Genomic DNA, 19,594 nt, shown 5'->3' with positions numbered 1-19,594 from the left:
GGCCGGGCGGAGGACGCACGTCACCCTCCAGGACGTCCAACACCGGAAGGGGGCCGCTCCATTTCCGGTCGGGTCCCGATCGAGGGATCTTTGCGGAATCATTACCGTCTGCCGGTCAACCGTGCGAGGCAGGTGTGCGTACCCCCGTCGCGGTGCCCGGTCGGCCGCCGCACACACCGCCGCATACCCTCGTACGCATGACATCCCGCGCCGCCGCCCGCCCCGTGGGAACGGTGACACGCGGGACGACCAACCCCAACCGGCTGCGCCGCATGGACCGCTGGATCGCCGCCGCGCACGGCGCCGAACTGCGCCGCGCCGCCGATCCGGTCGCCGTCGACCTCGGCTACGGCGCCGCTCCCTGGACCGCCGTCGAACTGCTCGCCCGGCTGCGCACGGCGGCGCCACGCGCGCGCGTGGTCGGCGTCGAGATCGACCCGGCGCGGGTCGCGGCGGCCCTGCCGTACGAGCGCGAGGGCCTGTCCTTCCGGCACGGCGGCTTCGAGATCCCCCTCCCCCGCCGCCCCGAGCTGATCCGCGCCGCGAACGTGCTGCGCCAGTACGACGAGGCCGAGGTCGCCGGCGTGTGGGAGCGGCTCTGCGCGCGGCTCGCGCCGGCCGATCCGGCGGCGGGCACGACGGGCGGGCTGCTCGTGGAGGGCACCTGCGACGAGATCGGACGCCGGCACGTGTGGGTCGCGCTCGGGCCCGAAGGGCCGCGCACGGTCACCTTCGCGACCCGGCTCGGCTCCCTCGACCACCCCTCCGACCTCGCCGAACGGCTCCCGAAGGCCCTCATCCACCGCAACGTCCCCGGCGAGCCCGTGCACGCCTTCCTGCGCGACTTCGACCGCGCCTGGGCCGCCGCCGCGCCCTACGCCTCGTACGGCGCCCGGCAGCGCTGGATCCGCGCGGTGCGGGACCTGACGGCGGACTGGCCGGTGACGGACGGTCCGGTGCGATGGCGGCAGGGTGAAGTCACCGTGCGCTGGGCGGCGTTGGCGCCGCGCCCCTGAGACGCCCCGCCGGGAACGATCCGTGTGAGTCGTTCGTCACAAAGGCGGGGAGATCGTCATGCCGGGGCGGGGATAGAGGGAAACGGTACGGAAGGGCCGCGGAGGCACGACCTCTGTCGCTTTGCGCGCCGACATGGCACGATCCCCCCGGCGACCACAAGTTACTGACGGTTAATCAGTTCGGGGCAGGGGGCAGAGGTATGGGAGCGGGCAAGCGCGGCGCGGGCAAGCGCGGCCTGATCACGGCGGCTGTGGCCGTCGTGTGCGCGGTCACCGTACTGGCGGCCCCCGGCACGGCGTTCGCGAGCGCGACCGCCCCCGAACCGTCACCCACGCCGACCGCGGCGCCGAGTACCGCCCCGGGCGGCTCCGGAAGCACCGGCAACCCAGGCGACCCCGGCAGCGCGGGCAAGGACCTGGAGGCCGTACGCAAGCGGCTGGCGACGCTGTACCACGACGCGGCCGTCGCCACCGACGTGTACAACGCCGCAGAGGAGAAGGCCCGCAGGCAGAACGACGAACTCGTCGAGCTGGCCCGGAGAATCGCGAAGGTGCGGGCCGAGCTGGACGATCTGAAGAAGCGCGCCGGCGCCGCGGCCGCCGCCCAGTACCGCGGTGGCGGACTGCCGCCCGAGGCGCACCTCATGCTGAGCGAGAACCCGTCCCAGTTCCTCGACGGCACCGGCCGCCTGATGCAGGGCCAGCGCGCGACCAAGGGCCTGATCCGCGAAACCGCCCGCGCCAAGGAGGACTTGGAGCAGTACGAGCGGGACGCCACCGCCCAGTGGAAGAAGCTGGAGGCGAACCGCAAGGCCAAGGCCTCGGCCCAGAAGCGCATCGAGAAGCAGATCGCGGCGGCCGAGAAGCTCGAGTCCGAGCTGGAGAAGGAGGAGATCGAGCGCCTCGCGGAGCTGGAGCGCGCGGCGGCCCGCAAGGCGCAGAACGCCTGGCTGGACTCGGGCATCCTCGACGAGATCCGCGGCGAGGCGTCCGAGCGGGGCCGGAAGGCCGTCGAGTTCGCCACCGAGCAGATCGGCCTGCCGTACGAGTGGGGCGCCGAGGGTCCGGGCAGCTACGACTGCTCCGGGCTGACGTCCCGGGCGTGGCAGAAGGCCGGGGTGACCATCCCGCGGACGTCGCAGGAGCAGTGGCGGCAGCTCAGGCGCGTCGCCATCGAGGACATGCGCCCCGGCGACCTCATCATCTACAACGCCGACGCGAGCCACGTGGGGATGTACGTCGGCGACGGCTCGATCGTGCACGCCCCGCGCCCGGGGCGGACGGTGACGATCGCGGGGGCCGGCTCGATGCCGATCCTCGGTGTGGTCCGGCCGGACGCGGACTGAGGGCGGCAGGCGAACCGGGCTCACCCGCCGGTGTGTCGCGGGCCACTTCCCTTGCGGTGCACACCGGTTCGAACGACACCATCCGGTGCGATCCCGGCCGATCCTGCTGATCCGTCCTGATCCGGCGTGATCTGGCGTGATCCGGCGTGATCTGGGCCACGTGACCCATCCCACGCCGAGTCGCCCGCAATCGGGGCGAGGACGTGACGTTCGTCATTGGCGGCGCACTGTCGGCCTGTCCAACTGCGGTACGTAACGCGGCATATGACAGCGGCGAACGGCCCAGCGGGGTGCCGTGCACCATTCCGTTGCGGCGCCGACAACCGCTATGGTCCCCGTCGGTGGGTCGAGGTCCCTCGTCCCCGCCGTGCCCTCGGGGGGAGGGAAGGAACCCAGGACAATGCCCGTACCCGTACCGCGGCAGAGAGCGATCCCGGCCGTGGAGAGTGGTCAGGCGCCGGCCGCGTCCTCAGGCGGCGGCCCCTCCACGAGCAACACCCCAGAGGCCCCGCGCAAGGACGAAGCCGTCGAGAACGCCGCCCACACGAATCTGACCCTGCTGCTGATCGAGGACGATCCGGCGGGCTCACCGATCGTGCCCGACCTGCTCGACCAGGCCGGCAAGCCGATCCGGATCCGCACCGCCCGCAACCTCACCGAGGCCGAGCGGCTGCTGACCGACGACGTCCACTGCATCCTGCTGGACCTGGCGCTGCCCGGGCCCGGCCGGGTCTCGGACGCGGAGGACGAGCTGGCGGTGCTCAAGCACGTGCTGGAGATCGCGCCCCGGCACGCCGTGCTGGCACTGACCGCGTCGGGCGACGCCGAGCGCGGCGCCGAGGCGGTCCGGGTGGGCGCCCAGGACTATCTCTTCCGCGACGAGCTGGACAGCCGGCTGCTGAGCCGTGCCATCCGGTACGCCGTCGAGAGGAAACGTTCCGACTCGGCCGAGCGGCGCCTCGCCGAGGGCAAGCTGCGCGCCCAGGAGAACGCCCGCCTCGAACGCGGCCTGCTGCCGACGCCGCTGCTGGAGGGCTCCTCGCTGCGGTTCGCCGCCCGCTACCGCCCCGGCCGCTCGCGCGCGCTGCTCGGCGGCGACTTCTACGACGTCGTCCGCACCCCCGACGGCACGGTGCACGCCATGATCGGTGACGTCTGCGGGCACGGCCCGGACGAGGCGGCGCTCGGTGTGGAGCTGCGCATCGCGTGGCGGGCGCTGACGCTGGCGGGACTGTGCGGGGACGAGCTGCTCAACACGTTGCAGCAGGTGCTGGAGCACGAGCGCGCCGACGACGAGATCTTCGCGACGCTGTGCACGGTGGACATCGCGCCGGACGGCCGCCGCGCCGGCCTGTGCCTGGCGGGCCACCCCTCGCCCCTGGTCACCTCACCGGGCCGGCCCGCGCGGCTGCTGCCGTACGACTTCAACGGCCCGGCGCTCGGTCTGCTGCCGGGGGCGCGCTGGCCGCGCATGCAGGTGGAGCTGGGCCCCGAGTGGAGCCTGATGCTCTACACCGACGGCCTGATCGAGGGCCGCGTCGGCGCGGGCCGGGAGCGGCTCGGGCAGGACGGCATGGTGGAGATGGTCCGCCGCCAGCTGGCCGAGGGCCTGCGCGGGGAACAGCTGCTGCAGGCCGCGGTCACGGAGGTGCGCGACCTCAACGGGGGCGAGCTGACGGACGACGTGGCGGTACTGCTGCTGGACCGGGTGCCGTAGGAAGGCCGGCGGTGAGCCGGCCCTCCGAGGACGTGCCCGAAGCGGGCGCGGGGCTCGGCGGGGCGGGGCGACACGGTCCCTCCGGGGCGTGCCCGAAGTCGGCCTGGGGCGGGGCGGCACGATCCCCCGGGGGTGGACCCGAAGCGGGCGCGCGCGGGGCAGCAGGGTCCGCCGGAGCGGGCGGGAGACGTGACTCAGCGGTTGCCGTTCCACGGGCCGTACGGGCCGTCGCTGCTGGAGCCGCGATTGCTGCGGCCACCGCCGGGCAGGCCGCGCAGGGCGGGCCGTACGTCGACCATGTACACGATCGTCGCGATGAGGCCGATGATCGGCAGGAACGACAGGATGTTGAAGATGAGGTTCACCACGAAGGCGAGCCCGAGGATGATCAGCCAGAACGGCTTGGTCTTCTTGTCCGCCGCGCGGTAGGCGTCCTCACGGCGCGTCGCGGCGTCGATCAGCGCGAAGCCGCTGAAAAGGATCAGGGCGACGCTCAGCAGCCACAAGAACCCCGCGAACCCCTGCATCAGCACAACGTCCACCACCCGATTCGGCTCGTCATTACGCGGTCACCGTACCCGCAACCGCAGCCCCGCTACCCAAGGAACGGGCCGGGCACCACGAGAGTGCCCGGCCATGTCCGATACGTGCGCCCTGGCACCCGTGGGCGCCGGGGTTGCTGCTCAGGGCCGCGCTCTACTTGGCGGGCGGCGTGGTCTTCTTCGCCGTCGTCTTGCGGGGCGCGGGCTTCTTGGCGGTGCTCGTCCTCTTCGCCGCGGCCGGGGCGGGCTTGGCGCCGGACGTGTCCTCGGTGACCGTGACCGGCTCGGGGTCCGGCTCGACGGCCACGGCGAGCTCCTCGATCTCCTCGGCGGCCTCGCCGCGCCAGGTCTTCACGGCCTGCTCGCCGTGCTCGGCGACCTTCTCGTAGGTCTCCCGGGCCTTGACGGCGTACTCGGCGGCCACGCCCACGCCGCGCAGCGCGAAGTCCTGGGCGGTCTCGCCGAGCTTCTTCAGGTCGGTGTCGAAGGAGCCGATGAGCTCGTTGACCTTGGCCTGGAGGGTCTCCTGCGTCTCCTTGACGCGGGCGGTGGCCTTCTCCTGGACGACCTTCGGGTCGGTGCCGCGGACGGCGTCGATGCGGGCCGGCGCCTCGGCGCGCAGCTGCTCGACCAGGGCCGGCACCTTCTTGGCCTGCTGCAGGGCGAGGTCGGCGGTGCCGGCCGCGAAGTAGAGGGGGGTGGGGTCGCTGAGGGTCTTGCGCAGGTCGTCGGTGATGGCCATGGGAAGTTCCTCCCGGGTCGCTTTCAGCTGAGGGTTTTCGGGTCCCGCGATCCGTCGGCCGGGCGGGTGTTCCCGGCCTGCTGCCGCGGGGCGGCGTCGCTGCCGCCGGCCGTGCGGGGGCCGCGTACGGCGCTGTCGTCGGCCGCGGTGTCCTGGTCCTGAGCAGGCTCGGCGGGGTCGGCGGTGTCGTCGGCCCCGAAGCCGTTCTCCTTGCGGAAGGACTCGTAGATCTGGAGCAGCACCTGCTTCTGCCGCTCGGTGAGCGTCGGGTCGGCCAGGAGGGCGGCGCGCGTCTCCACCTCGTCCCGGTCGCGCTCGGCGTCGAGGATGCCGGCGCGCACGTACAGCGTCTCGGCGGAGATGCGCAGGGCCTTGGCGACCTGCTGGAGCACCTCCGCGCTGGGCTTGCGCAGCCCGCGCTCGATCTGGCTCAGGTAGGGGTTGGACACCCCGGCGGCGTCGGCGAGCTGCCGCAGCGACAGCTGCGCGTTGCGCCGCTGCTCGCGCAGGTACTCACCGAGATTGCCGACGTTGAGCGATGCCATGCCTCCACCATGCCCCACCGCGCTAACTATTGCAAGCAGCCGCTTGCAATAGTGCGCCACACGGAAAGTCACTGGCCTCACGTGCGACCCGGCGATGAGACTTCCGGCGTGACGCTTCACGAGAATGAGATCCCGGTCGACGAGGCGCTGGTCCGGTCGCTGCTGGAGGCGCAGTGCCCGGAGTGGGCCGCCTTGCCGCTGGCGCCAGCGGGCGCGGGTACGGACAACACCATGTACCGGCTGGGCGACGACCTGCTCGTGCGACTTCCGCGAACCGCCGACAACGAGCGGTCCGTGCGGAAGGAACAGCAGTGGCTGCCTCGCCTGGCTCCGCACCTGTCCCGTCCGATTCCCGAGCCCGTCCACGCCGGGACGCCCACCGGCGTCTTCCCGCTGGCCTGGTCGGTCCACCGCTGGATCGACGGCGACGAGGCCGGCCCTGACACCGTCCGGGACTGGGCCGCCTTCGGAGCCGACCTGGCGGCGCTGGTGCGGGAGCTCCACCGCGTCGACCTCATGGGCGCGACGCGCACCGACGGCCTCGCCTGGTACCGCGGCGGAAGCCTGGCGCCGTGCGACGAGTGGATCAGCGGGTGCCTCGACGACTGCCGCACCACCGTGGGTTCCGAGGTCGACGTCGACGCCCTGGAAGAGTTGTGGCGAGCCGCGCTCGAACTGCCCGAGCCCTCCGGGCCTCACGTATGGCTCCACGGCGACCTGAAGCCGACCAACCTCCTGGTCCGCGAAGGCAGGCTGCACGCGGTGATCGACTTCGGCGGGCTCTCGGTCGGCCTTCCCGACGCCGAGCACGCCACGCTCTGGGACTTTCCGCCGCAGGCCCGGCAGGCCTACTGGGACGCCCTGGACCTGGACGACGCGACCTGGACCCGTGCCCGTGCCTGGGCCGTCGCGGTGGGCGTCAGCGGAATCTCGTACTACTGGCGCACCTTCCCCGCCTTCGTCACCGAGTGCCGCGCACGTCTGCGCTCGATCCTCGCCGACGCGGCGGCGCGCTGAGTGACTCCTCGGGCGCCGCGAGCCGGGGAGCGTCGCAGCACGCGTCGGCCATGCGGCCGAACCTGCGTCGTCCGCCGCGGGCGTGGTGGTCGCTTCCCCGAGGACAGGGCTCACGATGGGCCTATGCCAGAACTGATGGTCATCGGGGAGTTCGCCGCCCTCAGCCGGCTCAGCCACAAGGCGCTTCGCCTCTACGCGGACAAGGGGCTGCTGGAGCCCGCCCACGTCGATCCGCACACCCGAGTACGCCACTACCGCCCGGCCCAGCTCCGGCAGGCCCGGCTGATCACCCTGCTGCGGGCCGTCGGCATGCCGCTGGGGCTCATCGGGACCGTCCTGTCGGCCGACGGCGAGCGCGCCGCGGAGCTGGTCGGCGACTACTGGCGCACCCACGACCGCGAGCACCGGGCGCGCCGGCCGCTGGTGACGCAGGTCCAGGACGCGCTGCGGGGGCGGACGACGGACACGTACCTGATCGAGGAGCGGGAGACCGGTGAGCAGCGGGTCGTCTTCGTGGAAGGGCATGTGACGGCAGGCGGCCTGCCGGAGTTCCTCCGGGCGGCCACCGAGGAGTTGTTCGGGCATCTGCGCGCGGGCGGCGGTTCGCCCGCCGGGCCGGTGTTCGCCGTGTACCACGGGCTGGTCGACGAGGACGGCGACGGGCCGGTCCAGGTGTGCGTGCCGACGGACCGCCCCGTCGAGCCCGCCGGCCGCGTCGGGCTGCGGGTGGAGCCGGCGCACCGGCAGGCGTACACCGAACTCCGCAAGGCGCAGGGGGCGTACGCGACGGTGGCGGGCGCCTTCGACGCGCTCGCCACGTGGCTGCACGGGCGGGGGCTGCGGCCGAGCGCCTCCGCCCGCGAGATCTACTACCCGAACTGGTCCCACGCCGGGCCGGACGAGCACGTCATGGATGTCGCCGTGCCTTTCGCCGTCGTGTGAGTCCGCGCCGACGGGTTCGGGTCGATCAGTCCTCTGTGACGAGTCCCTCGATCCAGTCCGACAGCGCCGTGAGGTCCGTGTCGGTGATGCCGGTGCGGGCGTCCACGCGGTGCAGGAGCGCCGGGGCCGGGTGGTGGGCGGCGACCCAGGCGCGGTCGGCGTCGGTGATCTCGTCGTCCAGCCAGACGAAGGGGCGGCCTGCGGCCCAGTCGACGAGGGGGTGGGTCTTCCAGTGCGGGCCGCCCGGGTCGGCCACCCCGTCCGCCACGTCGTGGGCGGCCTCGGCCCACTCCATGACCGGCAGCGGCGGCAGGCCGAGCCTGGGCGCGACGAGGGCGTTCGCGTCGTCGCCCCAGGTCGTGGCCCACACGAGGGCGCAACCCAGCGCGGCGAGGCGGGGGCCGAGGGCGGGGTCGATCCGGGCCAGCAGCGGGTGGCCGTCGTCATCCGGTACGGCGCCGGGGGCGCGGGCGTCGTACCGGGGGTACGGGTGGGGCGAACCGAACGGGATGAGCGTTCCGTCGACGTCGAGGAAGAGGAGCATCAGGTACAGGATCTGTCCGGTGCGCGTCGGGCGGAAGGCTCGGCGCACCCGAAAAGGCGTGACCGAGCGATTTCCTGTACCGCTCCTCGGAATCTCGCCGACGGATCACGCAGCCAGCCGCGGCAGCCCCCGCGCCAGCACGTCGAACGCCCGCTCCGCCGCCGCCACGGCGTCCCCGTGTACGTCGGCCGCGCGCTCCCCCGTGGCGATCCGCCGCCAGTTCTCCATGGCGAGGACCCGCTGCACGGCGACGATCTGCCCGGCGGCCAGCCGGGCGTCCAGGTCGCCGCCGAGGACGTCGGCGAGCGCGGCCTCCGCGCGCTCCTGGTGGCCGTGGAGCCGGGCCACCAGCGCCGGGGTGCCGTACAGCAGGGAGTGGAAGGCGAGCACCTCCGGGTCGTCGTTCAGCCCGGTCACCGGGTCGTGGCGCTCCAGGCCGGCGAGGAAGTGCGCCCGCAGCGCGCCGAGCGGCGTCGGCCCCTCGGCCGCCACCCGCGCCGCCTCCCGCTCGTGATCGGCGATCCGGTACAGGACGAGGTCCTCCTTGGCCGGGAAGTACCGGAACAGCGTCGGCTTCGAGATCTCGGCCGCGGCGGCGATCTCGGCGACCGACACCGCGTCGAACCCCTTCTCCAGGAACAGCCGCACGGCGACGTCCGACACGACCTGGTACATCCGACGCTTCTTGCGCTCACGCAGCCCGATCTCAGCCATACGGCGAGCCTACGCACCGCGCGACGGCCGCCCGGCCCGCGCGGCGACGGCGCGAGGCGGCTACGCCAGGGCGCGGGCCAGGTACGGGTTCGCCGTGGTGCGGACCGGCAGGCCCAGCGAGCCCGTGGCGACGGCCAGGGTGACCGGGTAGGAGTCGACGGCCCGGCGGACGTTGGGGGCGTCCAGGCCGGTGCCGGTGACGATGCGGTCGAGGTCGACATACGCGGACCTGACGATCTCCAGCCGGCCGTAGACCCGCCAGTCCTCGCGCCAGCCGCGCGTGTACGCCGCCGGCAGCAGGCGTTCCCAGCGGCGGAACATGCGGTCGCGGATCTCCGGCCGGGTCGGCGTGAGGTGCATGTGGCGGACGAGGTCGTAGAGGGGGTCGCCGACCAGCGCCATCTCCCAGTCGATGACGGTGAGCGCCAGGTCGTCGTCCCGGCGCACCAGGTTCCAGGGGTTCAGGTCGCCGTGCAGCAGCGAGGGTTCCCGGTGGGTCACCCGCCGGCGGGCCAGGATCTGGCCGAGGCGGTCGGCGTCCGGCAGGCCCAGCAGCCGGGCCACCTGCTGGGACTCCTTCGGCAGTTCCCGCACCAGCGACACGAGTTGGTCGCACAGCCAGCGGTGGAAGCCGCCCTCGCCGGCCGTCGGGTCGACCTGCTTGTAGTCGACGTGCCGCAGGGCGCACAGCTGGTCGACGAGCCGGTCCGCCTCGTGCGGCAGCAGGCCGTGCACGGGGTGGTGGGGCGGGCGGTCGGCGTCCGGGCCGACGTACGTGTGGACGGCGAAACGGTCGCTCGGGCGGCTCTCGCCCAGCGCGAGCACCCGCGGCGCAGCGACCTCGACGCCGGCCTGCTCGATGGCGCGCAGCACGGCGTGCTCACTGAGGAAGCTGCGCTCGCGGCGGCACACGTCCGGGAGTTCCCGGCGTACGACCACGGGGGTCGCGAAGCCGGGCACGCGGACGACGGTGTTGAGGTGCGCCGCCCCCTTGAACACCCGGGACGCGGGCGCGGCGCCCTCCGCGACCAACGCCTCCCGCACGAGACGGGCGGGGAACTCGGGGTGCTCCGGCACGCGCCGGTCCGGCTCCCACACCAGGGTCCGCGTCACCGGGCGGCGGCCGCCGCGCTCCGCCGGGGGGCGGGAGGCCAGCCACCGGAACAGGGTCCGCTCGATCTCGCCGTCGCCCGGCACGTTCCTGAGCCGCAGCGGTTCGGCGGCCTCCTCCAGGCAGCGGCGCACCTCGGCGGTGGCGTCGTCGAGCCGCTGCTGGGTGAACGACTCCTCCAGCGACCGCGCCGCCCGCATGACCGCCGGGTACACGGACCGCGCCCGTTCGAGGGCGACGTAGTGGTCCAGGTCCCTGCCGAGCCCCGCGACCGCGGCCGGGCGGACCGCCCGTACGGCCCTCTCCCACGCCTCGACGACCTGGGTCCACTGGCCCGGCGGGTACTTCATGCGGACCAGGTGTGTGGCCAGGTCGTGCAGGGGGTCGCCGTAGCCGGCGAACTCCCAGCCGACGCAGACGAGCGGCGGGACACCGTCGTAGGACACGAACACGTTGTCCCGGCGCAGGTCGGTGTGGAGCAGGCCGTACGGTCTGCGGGTCATCGCGGGGACGCGTTCGGCCAGGCCCGGCAGTGCGTCGTCCGGGATGCCGAGGGCGGCGAACAGCCCACCGAAGGCCGCCCATTCCGGCGCGCCGACCTGCCGGGCGGCGAGGCCCGCCACGGTCCGCAGGAACTCCCGGCTGTCGGTGTCGTTGCGCGTGCGGCCGGCGGGCAGCGGGGGCAGCGCCGCCCGCCGCACCCGGGCCAGCCGCGCGAACAGGTCGGCCAGCGCGCCGACGAGCAGGGCGTCCAGGGGCCTGCCGTCGCCGCGGACGCCGGAGAGCGGGACGCCGTCCACGCAGCCGTGGACGGCGAAGTCCTCCCGGTCGGCGAGGCATTCCGGCACGTGCGGCAGGACCTCCCGGACCGCGCGCAGGACCGCCGGCTCGTCGTGCCAGGTCCTGACGCCGGCAGGCAGCACCCCGGTGCGCCGGAGCCGTACGGTCACGGCCGTCCCGGGCTCCCGGCCGAGCAGCCGGGCCACGGGTCCGGTGAGCCCGACGACGTGCAGCCGGCCGTCGTGGCCGCCGCTCGCGCCGCGCGGCAGGACGGTGTCCACGAACTCCCGGAGGGCGTCGTGCGTGGCGCGCTTCCCGCGAAAGGACCGGGGAAGAGGAGGTGCGCCCACGGGCCGCTCCGGGGTGAGTTGGGACGTATGGCAGAACGGTAGGCGCGCGGGCGGCGTCGCGCATGGCGGCGGACACGCCGTGACGGCCGCGGCGGGTGGGTGCACCCTCGCGCGTGAGATGTACGTGAGCCCGTTCGAGTGTGGCTCTCGGGCCCCTTGACATGGCGCAAACCGGGCGATCGCCCAGGTGGTGCGGGCATGCTACAGCACGGTGGGCACGGGGCTGTTGAGCCGTCGTCAGCCGCGCACCGCCCGCAGCAGCGGCTCCAGTGAGCGCACCACCCACTCGGCCCCGGCCTGTCTCAGCAGTGCGGCCTTGCGTTCGTTACGCGCGTAGCCCAGGAACGGCACCCCCGCGCGCCGTGCGGCCTCGTGGTCCGAGGGGGTGTCGCCGATCATCAGCGCGGCGGCGGGGGCTGCGCCCATCGCGTTCAGGGCGCGGCTGAGGCAGTACGGGTCGGGCTTGAGGTGGTGGAGTTCCTCGGTGCGGCCGTAGACGTGGGGGCGGAAGCAGTCGGCCAGGCCCCGGCCGTCGAGGTAGGTGCGCACCACGCGCGGCGAGTTGTTCGTGGTGACGGCCATGCGGGAGCCGACCGCCGTCCAGGTGCGGATCAGCGGGTCGGCGTAGGCGGTGGGCATCGCCGAGACCGCCGCCCGCAGTTCCTCCTGGGTGAGGCGCTCCTCCAGCTCGGCCACGAGGTCGCTGCCCGGGTGCCGGCGGTCCACGGCGCGCAGCACGACGTGCGGGTCGAGGGATTCGCGTTCGGTGTCGGTCAGCAGGCCGTGCAGGCCCCGCCCCTCCAGCCACTCCACCAGGTCGCACGCCACGCGCTCCGCCGAGTGCCCGGCGAACAGCCGGCAGATCGGCCCGTCGAAGTCCCAGAGCACGACGCGGGCCCGCAGGGCGAGGTCCCGGAGCCCGTCGGGAGCGGGTTCGGCCCGGGCCGCCCGCGCTGCCACCGGATCAGTCTGCGTCGTATCAGAAGTCACTAGGAGAGTGTCAGGTCAGTGGTGATGGTTTCCCAGAGGGCGTCGAACCACTTCTGGGATTCCGCCACGAACGACGCGTCCCGCGCCCCGGCCGCCGCCTCGAAGGAGAACAGCAGCGACTCGGTGCCCAGGACGTCGTACATGTCCAGCGTCCCGGTCTCGGAGGCCTCCTCGCGGCGGGCGACCATGTAGTACGCCATCAGCGCCTCCGTGCCGTTGAGCAGGTAGAGCTTCACCGGCGGCGTGAACGGCAGGGCGCGGAAGGTGACCCGCACGTCGATGCCGTGCGAGTGGCGCAGCGAGCGCAGGTTGTGGCGCAGGACGTGGCCCTGGGCGTTGCGCTGCTGGAGCCAGCGCTGGTGGACCGGGTCGTCGGCGCCGTGCGGCCCCACCGAGATGGGGAAGGCCAGGTTGATGTCGCGGGACGGCAGCAGGATGCGGACGTCGATCGACTCGGGGCGGATCCGGCCCTCGTGTATGAGGCGCAGCGGCTCGCCGAGCCCCAGCATCAGCGTCTCGGCCGTGAGGCAGGCCGCGTCGATGCGGACGCGCGGCACCCGGAACGCCTCGGCGAGGCGGGGCGCTATGGCCACCATGGTCGGCTGCGGGTCGTGGCGGGCCGGGCCGGGTGTGGCGACGCGCGGCGGGCTGCCCTTGCTGACGTTGCTGAGCAGGCCGTCCTCGTGGAGGGCCCGCAGCGCCTGGCGGACGGCACCGCGCTCCACGCCGAACTCCTCGGCGAGTTCCGCCTGGGTGGGCAGGCGGTCGCCCGCCCTGAGCTCACCGACGCGGATGCGCTCGCGCAGGACGCCGGCGATCTCCTGGGGCGTGAGCTTGTCGCTGCCGTTCACTGCCACGTTCTCCTGGGTCACGACCAAACGCTACAACTCCAACCCATCTCAGGGGAGTTGCTTGGAAGTTGTTTATGACTTACCACCAAGTGGGGACAACTTAATAAGAGTTGGTTACCAACTTGGCTCACTTGCCCAAAGTTGGCGGAAGTTTTGCTTCCGGAGTCCGGCCGACGCCAGAAGGGGGAACCACATGCCTGCCCTCGCCCTCCTCTCCGCCGTGTTCGTCATCGGCTTCGAGCAGCTCGTCCAGTGGAAGTTCGGCGCCACCGGCGTCGTCGGCCTTCTCCTGCTCACCGTGGGCCTCAAGGCCAACAGCCCGACCATGAGCTCCATCGGGGCCGTCCTGCTCGCCCTGCTGCTGTCGGGGCCCGCCCTGTGAACGTCAGGCCGTGGGCACCAGCTCCGAACTGATCGTCTCCCACAGCGCGTTGAACCACAGGTGGGACTGCTCCACGAACGTCGTGTCCCGCCGGCCGGCGCCCTGCTCGAAGGCGAACAGCGTCGACCGGGTGCCCTCGGCGTCGTACATCTCCAGGGGCTCGTGGTCGATCTCCTCCTCGCGGCGCCGCAGCGTGTAGTACGCGAACAGCGCCTCCGTGCCGTTGAGCAGGTAGAGCTTCACCGGCGGCGTGAACGGCAGGGCGCGCAAGGAGACGCGTGCGTCGATGCCGTGCAGGGCGCGCAGCGCCAGCAGATTGTGCCGCAGGACCCTGACCTGCGCGTTGCGGTGCGTCACCCAGCGGTCGTGGACCACGTCGTCGTCGCCCTGCCGCTCCACCGGGACCGGGAAGGCCAGGTCGATGTTCCGGCTCGGCAGCAGCACCCGTACGTCGATCTTGGCCGGATTCAGCTGTCCGGCGCGAATGCGGCGCAGCGGCTCGCCGAGGGCGAGATTGAGGGAGGCGGAGGTCAGGCAGAGGGCGTCGATCTCGACGTGCGGGGCGGCGAAGGCCTCGGCGATACGCGGGCCGAGGGCGACCATCGTCGGCAGCGGCGGCGCTTCCGGGCCGGTCGGAGCGGGTACGGGGTGGTGCGCGACCCGCGCGGGGCGGCCCCTGGAGGCGTCGGTGAGCAACCGCTCCTCCTGGAGCCGGCGCAGCGCCTGGCGCACGGCGCCGCGCTCCACACCGAACTCATCGGCCAGTTGCGCCTGAGTGGGCATGCGCTGCCCCGCGCGCAACACCCCGGACCTGATCCGGGCGCGCAGCTCCTCGGCCACTTCGAGCGAGGTGTGCTGTGACCGCTGTGACCTCTTCCGTCCAGTGACGGAGGCGTGTTCCGGGTCCACCTTTCCACGGTACAACTTCCCGCCATCTTTGGGCAGTTCGGACGAAGGTGGTTATGGGGCGGATCCCAACGGAGATAAGTACAGAGAAGTTGGCTGCCAACTCGCGCGACATGGTCACAGCTCACGGGTGTTGGCCGGTGCGCGGGGCGGCCAGGGGGACGATGTCGGGCTCCCTTCCGGAGGGGAGCCGGGAGCCCGGTCGGCCCATGGCAGGAAGGAGACTCAGAAGATGTCCGGGCACCACGGACGCCTGGACGTACGCAGCAGGGCGTCGGCCGTACGGGCGGCGCCCGCTCGTTCTTCCCGCACCCTGCCCAGCGCCGCGAGCCGCACCGCCGACTCGTCACCGAGCCAGAGCGACGCCAAGTCGGCGACGTCCAGGGTGAGTTCCGCGCTCTCGCCGGTCGGCGTGCAGGACGCCCCGTCCGGCGCCGCGTCCAGCCGCCAACGCCCGCCGGCCACGCCGCCGTCCCGGTCGTCCACGACCTCCAGCACGAGTGAGCCCTCGCTGTCGTACGTCCGCGCCTCCAGCGCCCGTACGACGTCCAGGATGCGCACCCACAGCCAGTCGGCCTGCGTGGTGATCCTGGCCGCACGCGGGTCCGGCAGGAAGAGGGGCAGCAGGTCGTCGGGGGCGCGCCAGCCGCTCTTCACGCTCGTGACCCAGTCGATCGAGCACAGGAAGTGCCACAGCGCGCGCTCCGCGTCCGTGCTCACGCCGATCAGCCAGTTCACCGACACCGTGTTCAGCGGCTGCTTGGCGTCGCCCCACTTGCCGTCCGCCTCGTACGACACCATGCCCTCGACCGTGCCGTCCGGCGCGCGGTACACGGCGTAGAAGGGGTCGGTCCACGACGAGCCGAAGCGGACGGCTCCTGTGGTGACGCGCCACCACAGGTCGTCCCGGCTCACGACACCCGGCCGCCCGCGGCGCAGCCGCTCGTGCAGCTCGGGCCCCAGCTTGCGGACGTCCTCGCCGTCCACCAGGTCGACACGGCCGCCGTCCCCCGGCCCCGCCCAGCGCGGGTCGAGGCCCGCCCGCGGCACGTCGACGGTCCACTCGGCCGCCCAGGTCGCGGGGCCGAAGCCGTACCGCCCGTAGATCGGGTACTCGGCGGCGATCAGCGTCGCGACGACGTCGCCGCGGTCCCTCGCGGCCGCGAGGTCGGCCGCCATCATGCGGCCGAGCAGGCCCCGGCGGCGGTGGGTGGGGCTGACGGTGACGTTCGAGACGGCGTCGGCCGGCACGGGCGCGCCGCCGACCGCGGTGAGCTCCTGCGCGAAGGACCGGAACGTCGCGACACAGCGCCCCCGGTCGAAGGCGCCGAGCAACCGCCCCGGCACGAACTGCTCCCGCCGGGCCGGCAGGAACTCCTCCGACGAAGTCGGCTCACGCAGGAACCCGGTGTTCAGCGCGCGATGCCAGTCCGCGAACTCGGCCTCACCGATCGGTCGTACGTCGATGTCGTCACTGCGGCTCATGCGGCCACGGTAGGTCGGCCCGGGCGGGGGTGTCGCGGGGTTTTCCACCTGGCCGAGCCCTGGCCACCGGCCGCCTCCGCACCACACGCGGAGGCGCCCGGCCCGCCGGACACTTCCGCGCCCAGCCGTGCCCGCCCGCCCGGTGCCGGGCGCCGGATCACACCAGCAGGTCGTCCACCTGTGCTTCGCCCTCCCGGTAGCGGCGGGCGATTTCCGCGCTGCATTCGTCGGTCGTGCGCTGGAGCAGGTGGCGGCGGCGGGACACCTGCTGTTCGTAGCGCACCAGGCGGCCCATCGCGGTGCGCAGTTCCGGGTCGGTGCGGGCGCCGAGGTCCGACAGTTCGACCTCGGCGAGCATCTCGGCGGCCAGCAGCCGGTACTCCTCGCTCTGCGGAGTGCCCAGCGTGACGTGCCGCGCCGACGAGCGGTGCCGGGCGGGCGCGTCGGTCAGGATCTCCGGGAGCCGCTCGACGACGGACGCCTCCGGCGGGGCCGCGACGGAGGCCGCGCCCACCGGGGTGCGGCGCGCCAGCTCGGCCCGCAGGATGTCGATCCGCCCCTGGAGCAGCCGCCGCACATAGCTGAGGTCGGCCTCGTCGCGCTGGGCGTCCCGGCGCAGGGTGCGCAGCTCGGGCAGGCTCAGCCGCGTCAGGTCGTGCTCCGGGGCGCGTCCCGGGCTCGGCGGGCCGGCCGCCGGACCGCCGCCGTCGGGCAGCCGCGGGCTGTCGGTGCGCTGTGCGGGCGCCCGCAGGCCTTCCAGGGCTCCGTCTCCCCCACGGTTCAACGGGACGATGCCCAGCGGCTGCCCCGTACTCGGTGTGCTCATGTGCCTCTACCGTCCCCTCGACCGGCGTGTGTGCAGCATCGTGCCATCCCAAGTGGCCGCAATGTGAATGAGTGCCCCCGATCGGCCCCAGATGGGGGGGTAAGTAGAAAAATCCACCGACCGAAGAGCACACTGCGCCGCCCGGCATGATGGTCGTATGCGTGCAGTGGTGCAGAGGGTGGACGGCGCGAGCGTCGTCGTGGACGGCGAGACGGTCGGGGAGATCACCGGGGAGGGACTGTGCGTCCTGGTCGGGGTCACCCACGACGACACCAAGGAGAAGGCGGCGCAGCTCGCCCGCAAGCTGTGGTCGATCCGCATGCTCACGGACGAGAAGTCGTGCGGCGACATCGACGCCCCGCTGCTGGTGATCAGCCAGTTCACGCTGTACGGCGACGCCCGCAAGGGCCGCCGCCCCACCTGGAACGCGGCGGCCCCCGGCGACGTCGCCGAGCCGCTGGTGGACGAGGTGGTGGCGCAGCTGCGGGCGCTGGGCGCGACGGTGGCGACGGGCCGGTTCGGCGCGCAAATGCGGGTGTCGCTGACGAACGACGGCCCGTTCACCGTCCTGCTGGAGATGTAGCGGCCCGCCGGTCAGGGCTCGACCACGGTCTCCTGGGCCGCCGCCGTGTCCCCGGCGACGAGGTGGGCGTCCACCGGCACGTTCCGCTTCACCAGGGCGAGGGCGACCGGGCCCAGCTCGTGGTGGCGCACGGACGTGGTGACGAAGCCGACCTTGCGGCCGTCGGGGCCGTCGTCGGCCAGCCGCAGCTCGGTGCCGGGCGTCGGCAGGTGGACCTCGCTGCCGTCCAGGTGCAGGAAGACCAGCCGGCGCGGCGGCTTGCCCAGGTTGTGGACGCGGGCGACGGTCTCCTGGCCCCGGTAGCAGCCCTTCTGCAGGTGCACCGCCGAGCCGATCCAGCCCAGCTCGTGCGGGATGGTGCGGTGGTCGGTCTCGAAGCCGAGGCGCGGCCGGTGCTGCTCGACGCGCAGCGCCTCGTACGCCAGGATCCCGGCGGGCGGTCCGGCCGACTCGGCGAAGGCCTCCAGGCCGGCGCGCGGCAGCAGGACGTCACGGCCGTGCGGCGTCTCGCGGACGACGGCGCCCTCGGGCACCTCGGCGATGGAGCCGGCCGGGAGGTGCACGACCGCGAAGTCGGCCGTGCGGTCGGCGACCTCGACCTTGTAGAAGAACTTCATCGACTCCAGGTACGCGATCAGCGCCTCCTGGGTGCCGGGCTCGACGTGCGCCCACGTCGTGGTGCCGTCGTCGACCAGGTACAGGGCGTGCTCGATGTGGCCGTTCGCGGACAGGATCAGCGCCTCGGTGGCCCGCCCCGCCGGGAGTTCGCTGACGTGCTGGGTGAGCAGCAGGTGCAGCCAGCCGAGCCGGTCCTCGCCGGAGACGGCGACGACGCCGCGGTGCGAGAGGTCCACGAAGCCGGTGCCGTCGGCGAGGGCGCGCTGCTCGCGGAACAGGTCACCGTAGTGGGCGGCGACGCCTTCGTCCACGCCTTCGGCGGGGACGGCGCCGGGCAAGGTCAGCAGGGGGCTCTTCATATGCCTAGCCTACGACTCGGTAGTTGAACCCTTCAGGGAACAGTCCCGGCAGCGGCCGAAGATCGCGAAGTGCTTCATGTCGGTGTCGAAACCGAACGTGTCGCGCAGCTTGGCGGTGAAGTCGGCGGCCACGTCCAGGTCGGCCTCGATCACGTTCGTGCAGTCGCGGCAGACGAGGTGGATGTGGTGGTGCCGGTCGGCCAGGTGGTACGTGGGGGCGCCGTGCCCGAGGTGGGCGTGCGACACGAGACCCAGCTCCTCCAGGAGCTCCAGGGTCCGGTACACCGTCGAAATGTTGACCCCCGACGCCGTCTTCCTCACTTCCACGAGGATGTCGTCGGGGGTCGCGTGCTCAAGGGTGTCCACGGCTTCGAGCACGAGTTGGCGCTGCGGCGTCAGCCGGTAGCCACGCTGCCTGAGGTCACTCTTCCAGTCGGTGCTCACCACACCGTCGAGTCTAGGGCCACTCGGAGAAGGGACGCCGTCCACTTGTCTACTTGAAGAAGGCGATGCCGTCGTCGGGCATGTCGTCCGGGAGGGCCTTGGCCCAGCGTTCGACGTCCTCCGGGGTGACGACCTTCTTCAGGTGCGCCGACATGTAGGGGCGCAGCTCGACCTCGGGGGTCTGCTTCTCGCCGACCCACATCAGGTCGCTCTTGACGTAGCCGTAGAGCCGCTTGCCCCCGGTGTACGGGCGGGACGCGGCCGTGCGGGCCACGGCGTCGGTGACCAGGTCGATCTGCGGCTTCTTGTCGGCCAGCTCGCCGTACCAGACCTCGACGACGCCGTCGTCGCGGACCATGGTGACCTCGACCTTGCGCTCGGCGTCGATCCGCCAGTAGCCGTGCTCGGACTCCAGCGGCCGCACCTTGTTGCCGTCGTTGTCCAGCACCCAGGTGTGCGAGGAGTACTCCAGGAAGTCCCGGCCGTCGTGGGAGAAGGTGACCTCCTGCCCGAAGTTGCACTTCTCGGCGCCGGGGAAGTCGTGGACACCCGCGCCGGCCCAGCTGCCGAGCAGGAAGGCGAGCGGGACGAGGTCCTTGTGAAGGTCGGACGGGATCTCGATCATGAGCTGCTTTTCGTCGGGTACGTCGGTACGGGCTTCGGTCAGCGCTGGCCCTGGTACAGCTTCTTCACGGCCAGACCGGCGAAGGCGAGGACGCCGACGGCGACCAGGACCAGCAGGATTTCGAAGAAGAGTTCCACGGGGTGCTCCTCGGATGAGCGG

At 72.8% G+C, this 19,594-nt stretch carries 21 protein-coding genes; 7 read left to right on the top strand and 14 right to left on the bottom strand.

Annotation, left to right across the window (positions count from 1 at the left end):
• Window positions 1–197 precede the first annotated feature (197 nt).
• From ACZ7D7_RS13855 to ACZ7D7_RS13845, 3 genes are all read left to right on the top strand, one after another.
• On the top strand, window positions 198–1,016 hold the full coding sequence (locus ACZ7D7_RS13855; RefSeq protein WP_470824354.1) for a class I SAM-dependent methyltransferase: 819 nt from the start codon (window positions 198–200) through the stop codon (window positions 1,014–1,016).
• A 200-nt stretch (window positions 1,017–1,216) separates the two neighbouring features.
• Entirely contained in the window at window positions 1,217–2,362 is a 1,146-nt protein-coding gene (locus ACZ7D7_RS13850; protein WP_470824353.1) for a C40 family peptidase, read from the top strand.
• A 400-nt stretch (window positions 2,363–2,762) separates the two neighbouring features.
• The gene (locus tag ACZ7D7_RS13845) at window positions 2,763–4,079 is read left to right on the top strand and encodes a PP2C family protein-serine/threonine phosphatase (protein ID WP_470824352.1); all 1,317 of its coding nucleotides are present in this window, start codon (window positions 2,763–2,765) and stop codon (window positions 4,077–4,079) included.
• A gap of 194 nt (window positions 4,080–4,273) precedes the next feature.
• Here the strand turns inward: ACZ7D7_RS13845 and ACZ7D7_RS13840 are convergent, their stop codons facing one another.
• From ACZ7D7_RS13840 to ACZ7D7_RS13830, 3 genes are all read right to left on the bottom strand, one after another.
• Window positions 4,274–4,606 carry a DUF2516 family protein gene (locus ACZ7D7_RS13840; RefSeq protein WP_470824351.1) on the bottom strand — a complete coding sequence of 111 codons (333 nt, stop codon included), beginning with the start codon at window positions 4,604–4,606 and terminating at the stop codon, window positions 4,274–4,276.
• Window positions 4,607–4,775: 169 nt separating this feature from the next.
• On the bottom strand, window positions 4,776–5,363 hold the full coding sequence (locus tag ACZ7D7_RS13835; RefSeq protein WP_470824349.1) for a hypothetical protein: 588 nt from the start codon (window positions 5,361–5,363) through the stop codon (window positions 4,776–4,778).
• Between the two features lie 23 nt (window positions 5,364–5,386).
• Complete coding sequence (locus tag ACZ7D7_RS13830; RefSeq protein WP_470824348.1) at window positions 5,387–5,908, bottom strand: helix-turn-helix domain-containing protein; 522 nt, start codon at window positions 5,906–5,908, stop codon at window positions 5,387–5,389.
• Window positions 5,909–6,016: 108 nt separating this feature from the next.
• Here ACZ7D7_RS13830 and ACZ7D7_RS13825 point away from each other — a divergent pair, with 108 nt between their 5' ends.
• Window positions 6,017–6,925 carry an aminoglycoside phosphotransferase family protein gene (locus ACZ7D7_RS13825; RefSeq protein ID WP_470824346.1) on the top strand — a complete coding sequence of 303 codons (909 nt, stop codon included), beginning with the start codon at window positions 6,017–6,019 and terminating at the stop codon, window positions 6,923–6,925.
• Window positions 6,926–7,048: 123 nt separating this feature from the next.
• The gene (locus tag ACZ7D7_RS13820) at window positions 7,049–7,867 is read left to right on the top strand and encodes a MerR family transcriptional regulator (protein ID WP_470824345.1); all 819 of its coding nucleotides are present in this window, start codon (window positions 7,049–7,051) and stop codon (window positions 7,865–7,867) included.
• Window positions 7,868–7,892: 25 nt separating this feature from the next.
• On the opposite strand, the gene ACZ7D7_RS13815 is transcribed toward ACZ7D7_RS13820, so the two are convergent.
• The 5 genes from ACZ7D7_RS13815 to ACZ7D7_RS13795 form a co-directional block, all read right to left on the bottom strand.
• Window positions 7,893–8,411 (bottom strand): HAD domain-containing protein, encoded by a 519-nt coding sequence (locus ACZ7D7_RS13815; protein WP_470824821.1) that lies wholly within the window; start codon window positions 8,409–8,411, stop codon window positions 7,893–7,895.
• Window positions 8,412–8,516: 105 nt separating this feature from the next.
• Window positions 8,517–9,125: a TetR/AcrR family transcriptional regulator gene (locus ACZ7D7_RS13810; protein ID WP_470824344.1), complete on the bottom strand. Its 609-nt coding sequence runs from the start codon at window positions 9,123–9,125 to the stop codon at window positions 8,517–8,519.
• A gap of 60 nt (window positions 9,126–9,185) precedes the next feature.
• A complete protein-coding gene (locus ACZ7D7_RS13805; RefSeq protein WP_470824342.1) occupies window positions 9,186–11,366 on the bottom strand; it encodes a phosphotransferase family protein in 2,181 nt (726 codons plus the stop codon).
• Window positions 11,367–11,603: 237 nt separating this feature from the next.
• Window positions 11,604–12,326 carry an HAD family hydrolase gene (locus tag ACZ7D7_RS13800; RefSeq protein ID WP_470824341.1) on the bottom strand — a complete coding sequence of 241 codons (723 nt, stop codon included), beginning with the start codon at window positions 12,324–12,326 and terminating at the stop codon, window positions 11,604–11,606.
• A 29-nt stretch (window positions 12,327–12,355) separates the two neighbouring features.
• Window positions 12,356–13,234, bottom strand: a complete 879-nt coding sequence (locus tag ACZ7D7_RS13795) for a GntR family transcriptional regulator (protein ID WP_470824340.1) — start codon at window positions 13,232–13,234, stop codon at window positions 12,356–12,358.
• Between the two features lie 166 nt (window positions 13,235–13,400).
• Here ACZ7D7_RS13795 and ACZ7D7_RS13790 point away from each other — a divergent pair, with 166 nt between their 5' ends.
• Window positions 13,401–13,589, top strand: coding sequence for a hypothetical protein (locus tag ACZ7D7_RS13790; protein ID WP_470824339.1), 189 nt, complete (start codon window positions 13,401–13,403; stop codon window positions 13,587–13,589).
• Window positions 13,590–13,592: 3 nt separating this feature from the next.
• Here the strand turns inward: ACZ7D7_RS13790 and ACZ7D7_RS13785 are convergent, their stop codons facing one another.
• The 3 genes from ACZ7D7_RS13785 to ACZ7D7_RS13775 all read right to left on the bottom strand — a co-directional run bounded on the left by ACZ7D7_RS13785 (window position 13,593) and on the right by ACZ7D7_RS13775 (window position 16,806).
• Window positions 13,593–14,498 carry a winged helix-turn-helix domain-containing protein gene (locus tag ACZ7D7_RS13785; RefSeq protein WP_470824338.1) on the bottom strand — a complete coding sequence of 302 codons (906 nt, stop codon included), beginning with the start codon at window positions 14,496–14,498 and terminating at the stop codon, window positions 13,593–13,595.
• 222 nt (window positions 14,499–14,720) lie between these two features.
• On the bottom strand, window positions 14,721–15,980 hold the full coding sequence (locus ACZ7D7_RS13780; RefSeq protein ID WP_470824337.1) for a GNAT family N-acetyltransferase: 1,260 nt from the start codon (window positions 15,978–15,980) through the stop codon (window positions 14,721–14,723).
• Between the two features lie 157 nt (window positions 15,981–16,137).
• Window positions 16,138–16,806: an RsiG family protein gene (locus ACZ7D7_RS13775; protein WP_470824336.1), complete on the bottom strand. Its 669-nt coding sequence runs from the start codon at window positions 16,804–16,806 to the stop codon at window positions 16,138–16,140.
• 157 nt (window positions 16,807–16,963) lie between these two features.
• Between ACZ7D7_RS13775 and dtd the strand changes: the two genes are divergently transcribed.
• The gene (gene dtd / locus ACZ7D7_RS13770; protein WP_470824334.1) at window positions 16,964–17,389 is read left to right on the top strand and encodes a D-aminoacyl-tRNA deacylase; all 426 of its coding nucleotides are present in this window, start codon (window positions 16,964–16,966) and stop codon (window positions 17,387–17,389) included.
• A gap of 11 nt (window positions 17,390–17,400) precedes the next feature.
• Here the strand turns inward: dtd and ygfZ are convergent, their stop codons facing one another.
• The 3 genes from ygfZ to ACZ7D7_RS13755 are packed head-to-tail and all read right to left on the bottom strand — an operon-like array spanning window position 17,401 to window position 19,435.
• Window positions 17,401–18,366 carry a CAF17-like 4Fe-4S cluster assembly/insertion protein YgfZ gene (ygfZ, locus tag ACZ7D7_RS13765; RefSeq protein WP_470824333.1) on the bottom strand — a complete coding sequence of 322 codons (966 nt, stop codon included), beginning with the start codon at window positions 18,364–18,366 and terminating at the stop codon, window positions 17,401–17,403.
• Between the two features lie 9 nt (window positions 18,367–18,375).
• Window positions 18,376–18,813, bottom strand: coding sequence for a Fur family transcriptional regulator (locus ACZ7D7_RS13760; protein ID WP_470824331.1), 438 nt, complete (start codon window positions 18,811–18,813; stop codon window positions 18,376–18,378).
• Between the two features lie 46 nt (window positions 18,814–18,859).
• Entirely contained in the window at window positions 18,860–19,435 is a 576-nt protein-coding gene (locus ACZ7D7_RS13755) for a heme-binding beta-barrel domain-containing protein (RefSeq protein ID WP_470824330.1), read from the bottom strand.
• Window positions 19,436–19,594 lie beyond the last annotated feature (159 nt).

This window comes from Streptomyces sp. NPDC037054, from assembly GCF_055606745.1.
Note: the sequence above shows the minus strand (reverse complement) of the source record. Positions and strands in the feature narration are given on the sequence as shown.

What these genes read in the sequence shown, in the direction of transcription:
- dtd (WP_470824334.1), top strand. Translation starts at nt 16,964, where the DNA reads ATGCGTGCAGTGGTGCAGAGGGTGGACGGCGCGAGCGTCGTCGTGGAC.
- ACZ7D7_RS13845 (WP_470824352.1), top strand. Translation starts at nt 2,763, where the DNA reads ATGCCCGTACCCGTACCGCGGCAGAGAGCGATCCCGGCCGTGGAGAGT.
- ygfZ (WP_470824333.1), bottom strand. Translation starts at nt 18,366, where the DNA reads ATGAAGAGCCCCCTGCTGACCTTGCCCGGCGCCGTCCCCGCCGAAGGC.
- ACZ7D7_RS13835 (WP_470824349.1), bottom strand. Translation starts at nt 5,363, where the DNA reads ATGGCCATCACCGACGACCTGCGCAAGACCCTCAGCGACCCCACCCCC.
- ACZ7D7_RS13815 (WP_470824821.1), bottom strand. Translation starts at nt 8,411, where the DNA reads ATGCTCCTCTTCCTCGACGTCGACGGAACGCTCATCCCGTTCGGTTCG.
- ACZ7D7_RS13830 (WP_470824348.1), bottom strand. Translation starts at nt 5,908, where the DNA reads ATGGCATCGCTCAACGTCGGCAATCTCGGTGAGTACCTGCGCGAGCAG.
- ACZ7D7_RS13775 (WP_470824336.1), bottom strand. Translation starts at nt 16,806, where the DNA reads ATGAGCACACCGAGTACGGGGCAGCCGCTGGGCATCGTCCCGTTGAAC.
- ACZ7D7_RS13820 (WP_470824345.1), top strand. Translation starts at nt 7,049, where the DNA reads ATGCCAGAACTGATGGTCATCGGGGAGTTCGCCGCCCTCAGCCGGCTC.
- ACZ7D7_RS13850 (WP_470824353.1), top strand. Translation starts at nt 1,217, where the DNA reads ATGGGAGCGGGCAAGCGCGGCGCGGGCAAGCGCGGCCTGATCACGGCG.
- ACZ7D7_RS13810 (WP_470824344.1), bottom strand. Translation starts at nt 9,125, where the DNA reads ATGGCTGAGATCGGGCTGCGTGAGCGCAAGAAGCGTCGGATGTACCAG.
- ACZ7D7_RS13780 (WP_470824337.1), bottom strand. Translation starts at nt 15,980, where the DNA reads ATGAGCCGCAGTGACGACATCGACGTACGACCGATCGGTGAGGCCGAG.
- ACZ7D7_RS13855 (WP_470824354.1), top strand. Translation starts at nt 198, where the DNA reads ATGACATCCCGCGCCGCCGCCCGCCCCGTGGGAACGGTGACACGCGGG.
- ACZ7D7_RS13790 (WP_470824339.1), top strand. Translation starts at nt 13,401, where the DNA reads ATGCCTGCCCTCGCCCTCCTCTCCGCCGTGTTCGTCATCGGCTTCGAG.
- ACZ7D7_RS13755 (WP_470824330.1), bottom strand. Translation starts at nt 19,435, where the DNA reads ATGATCGAGATCCCGTCCGACCTTCACAAGGACCTCGTCCCGCTCGCC.
- ACZ7D7_RS13840 (WP_470824351.1), bottom strand. Translation starts at nt 4,606, where the DNA reads ATGCAGGGGTTCGCGGGGTTCTTGTGGCTGCTGAGCGTCGCCCTGATC.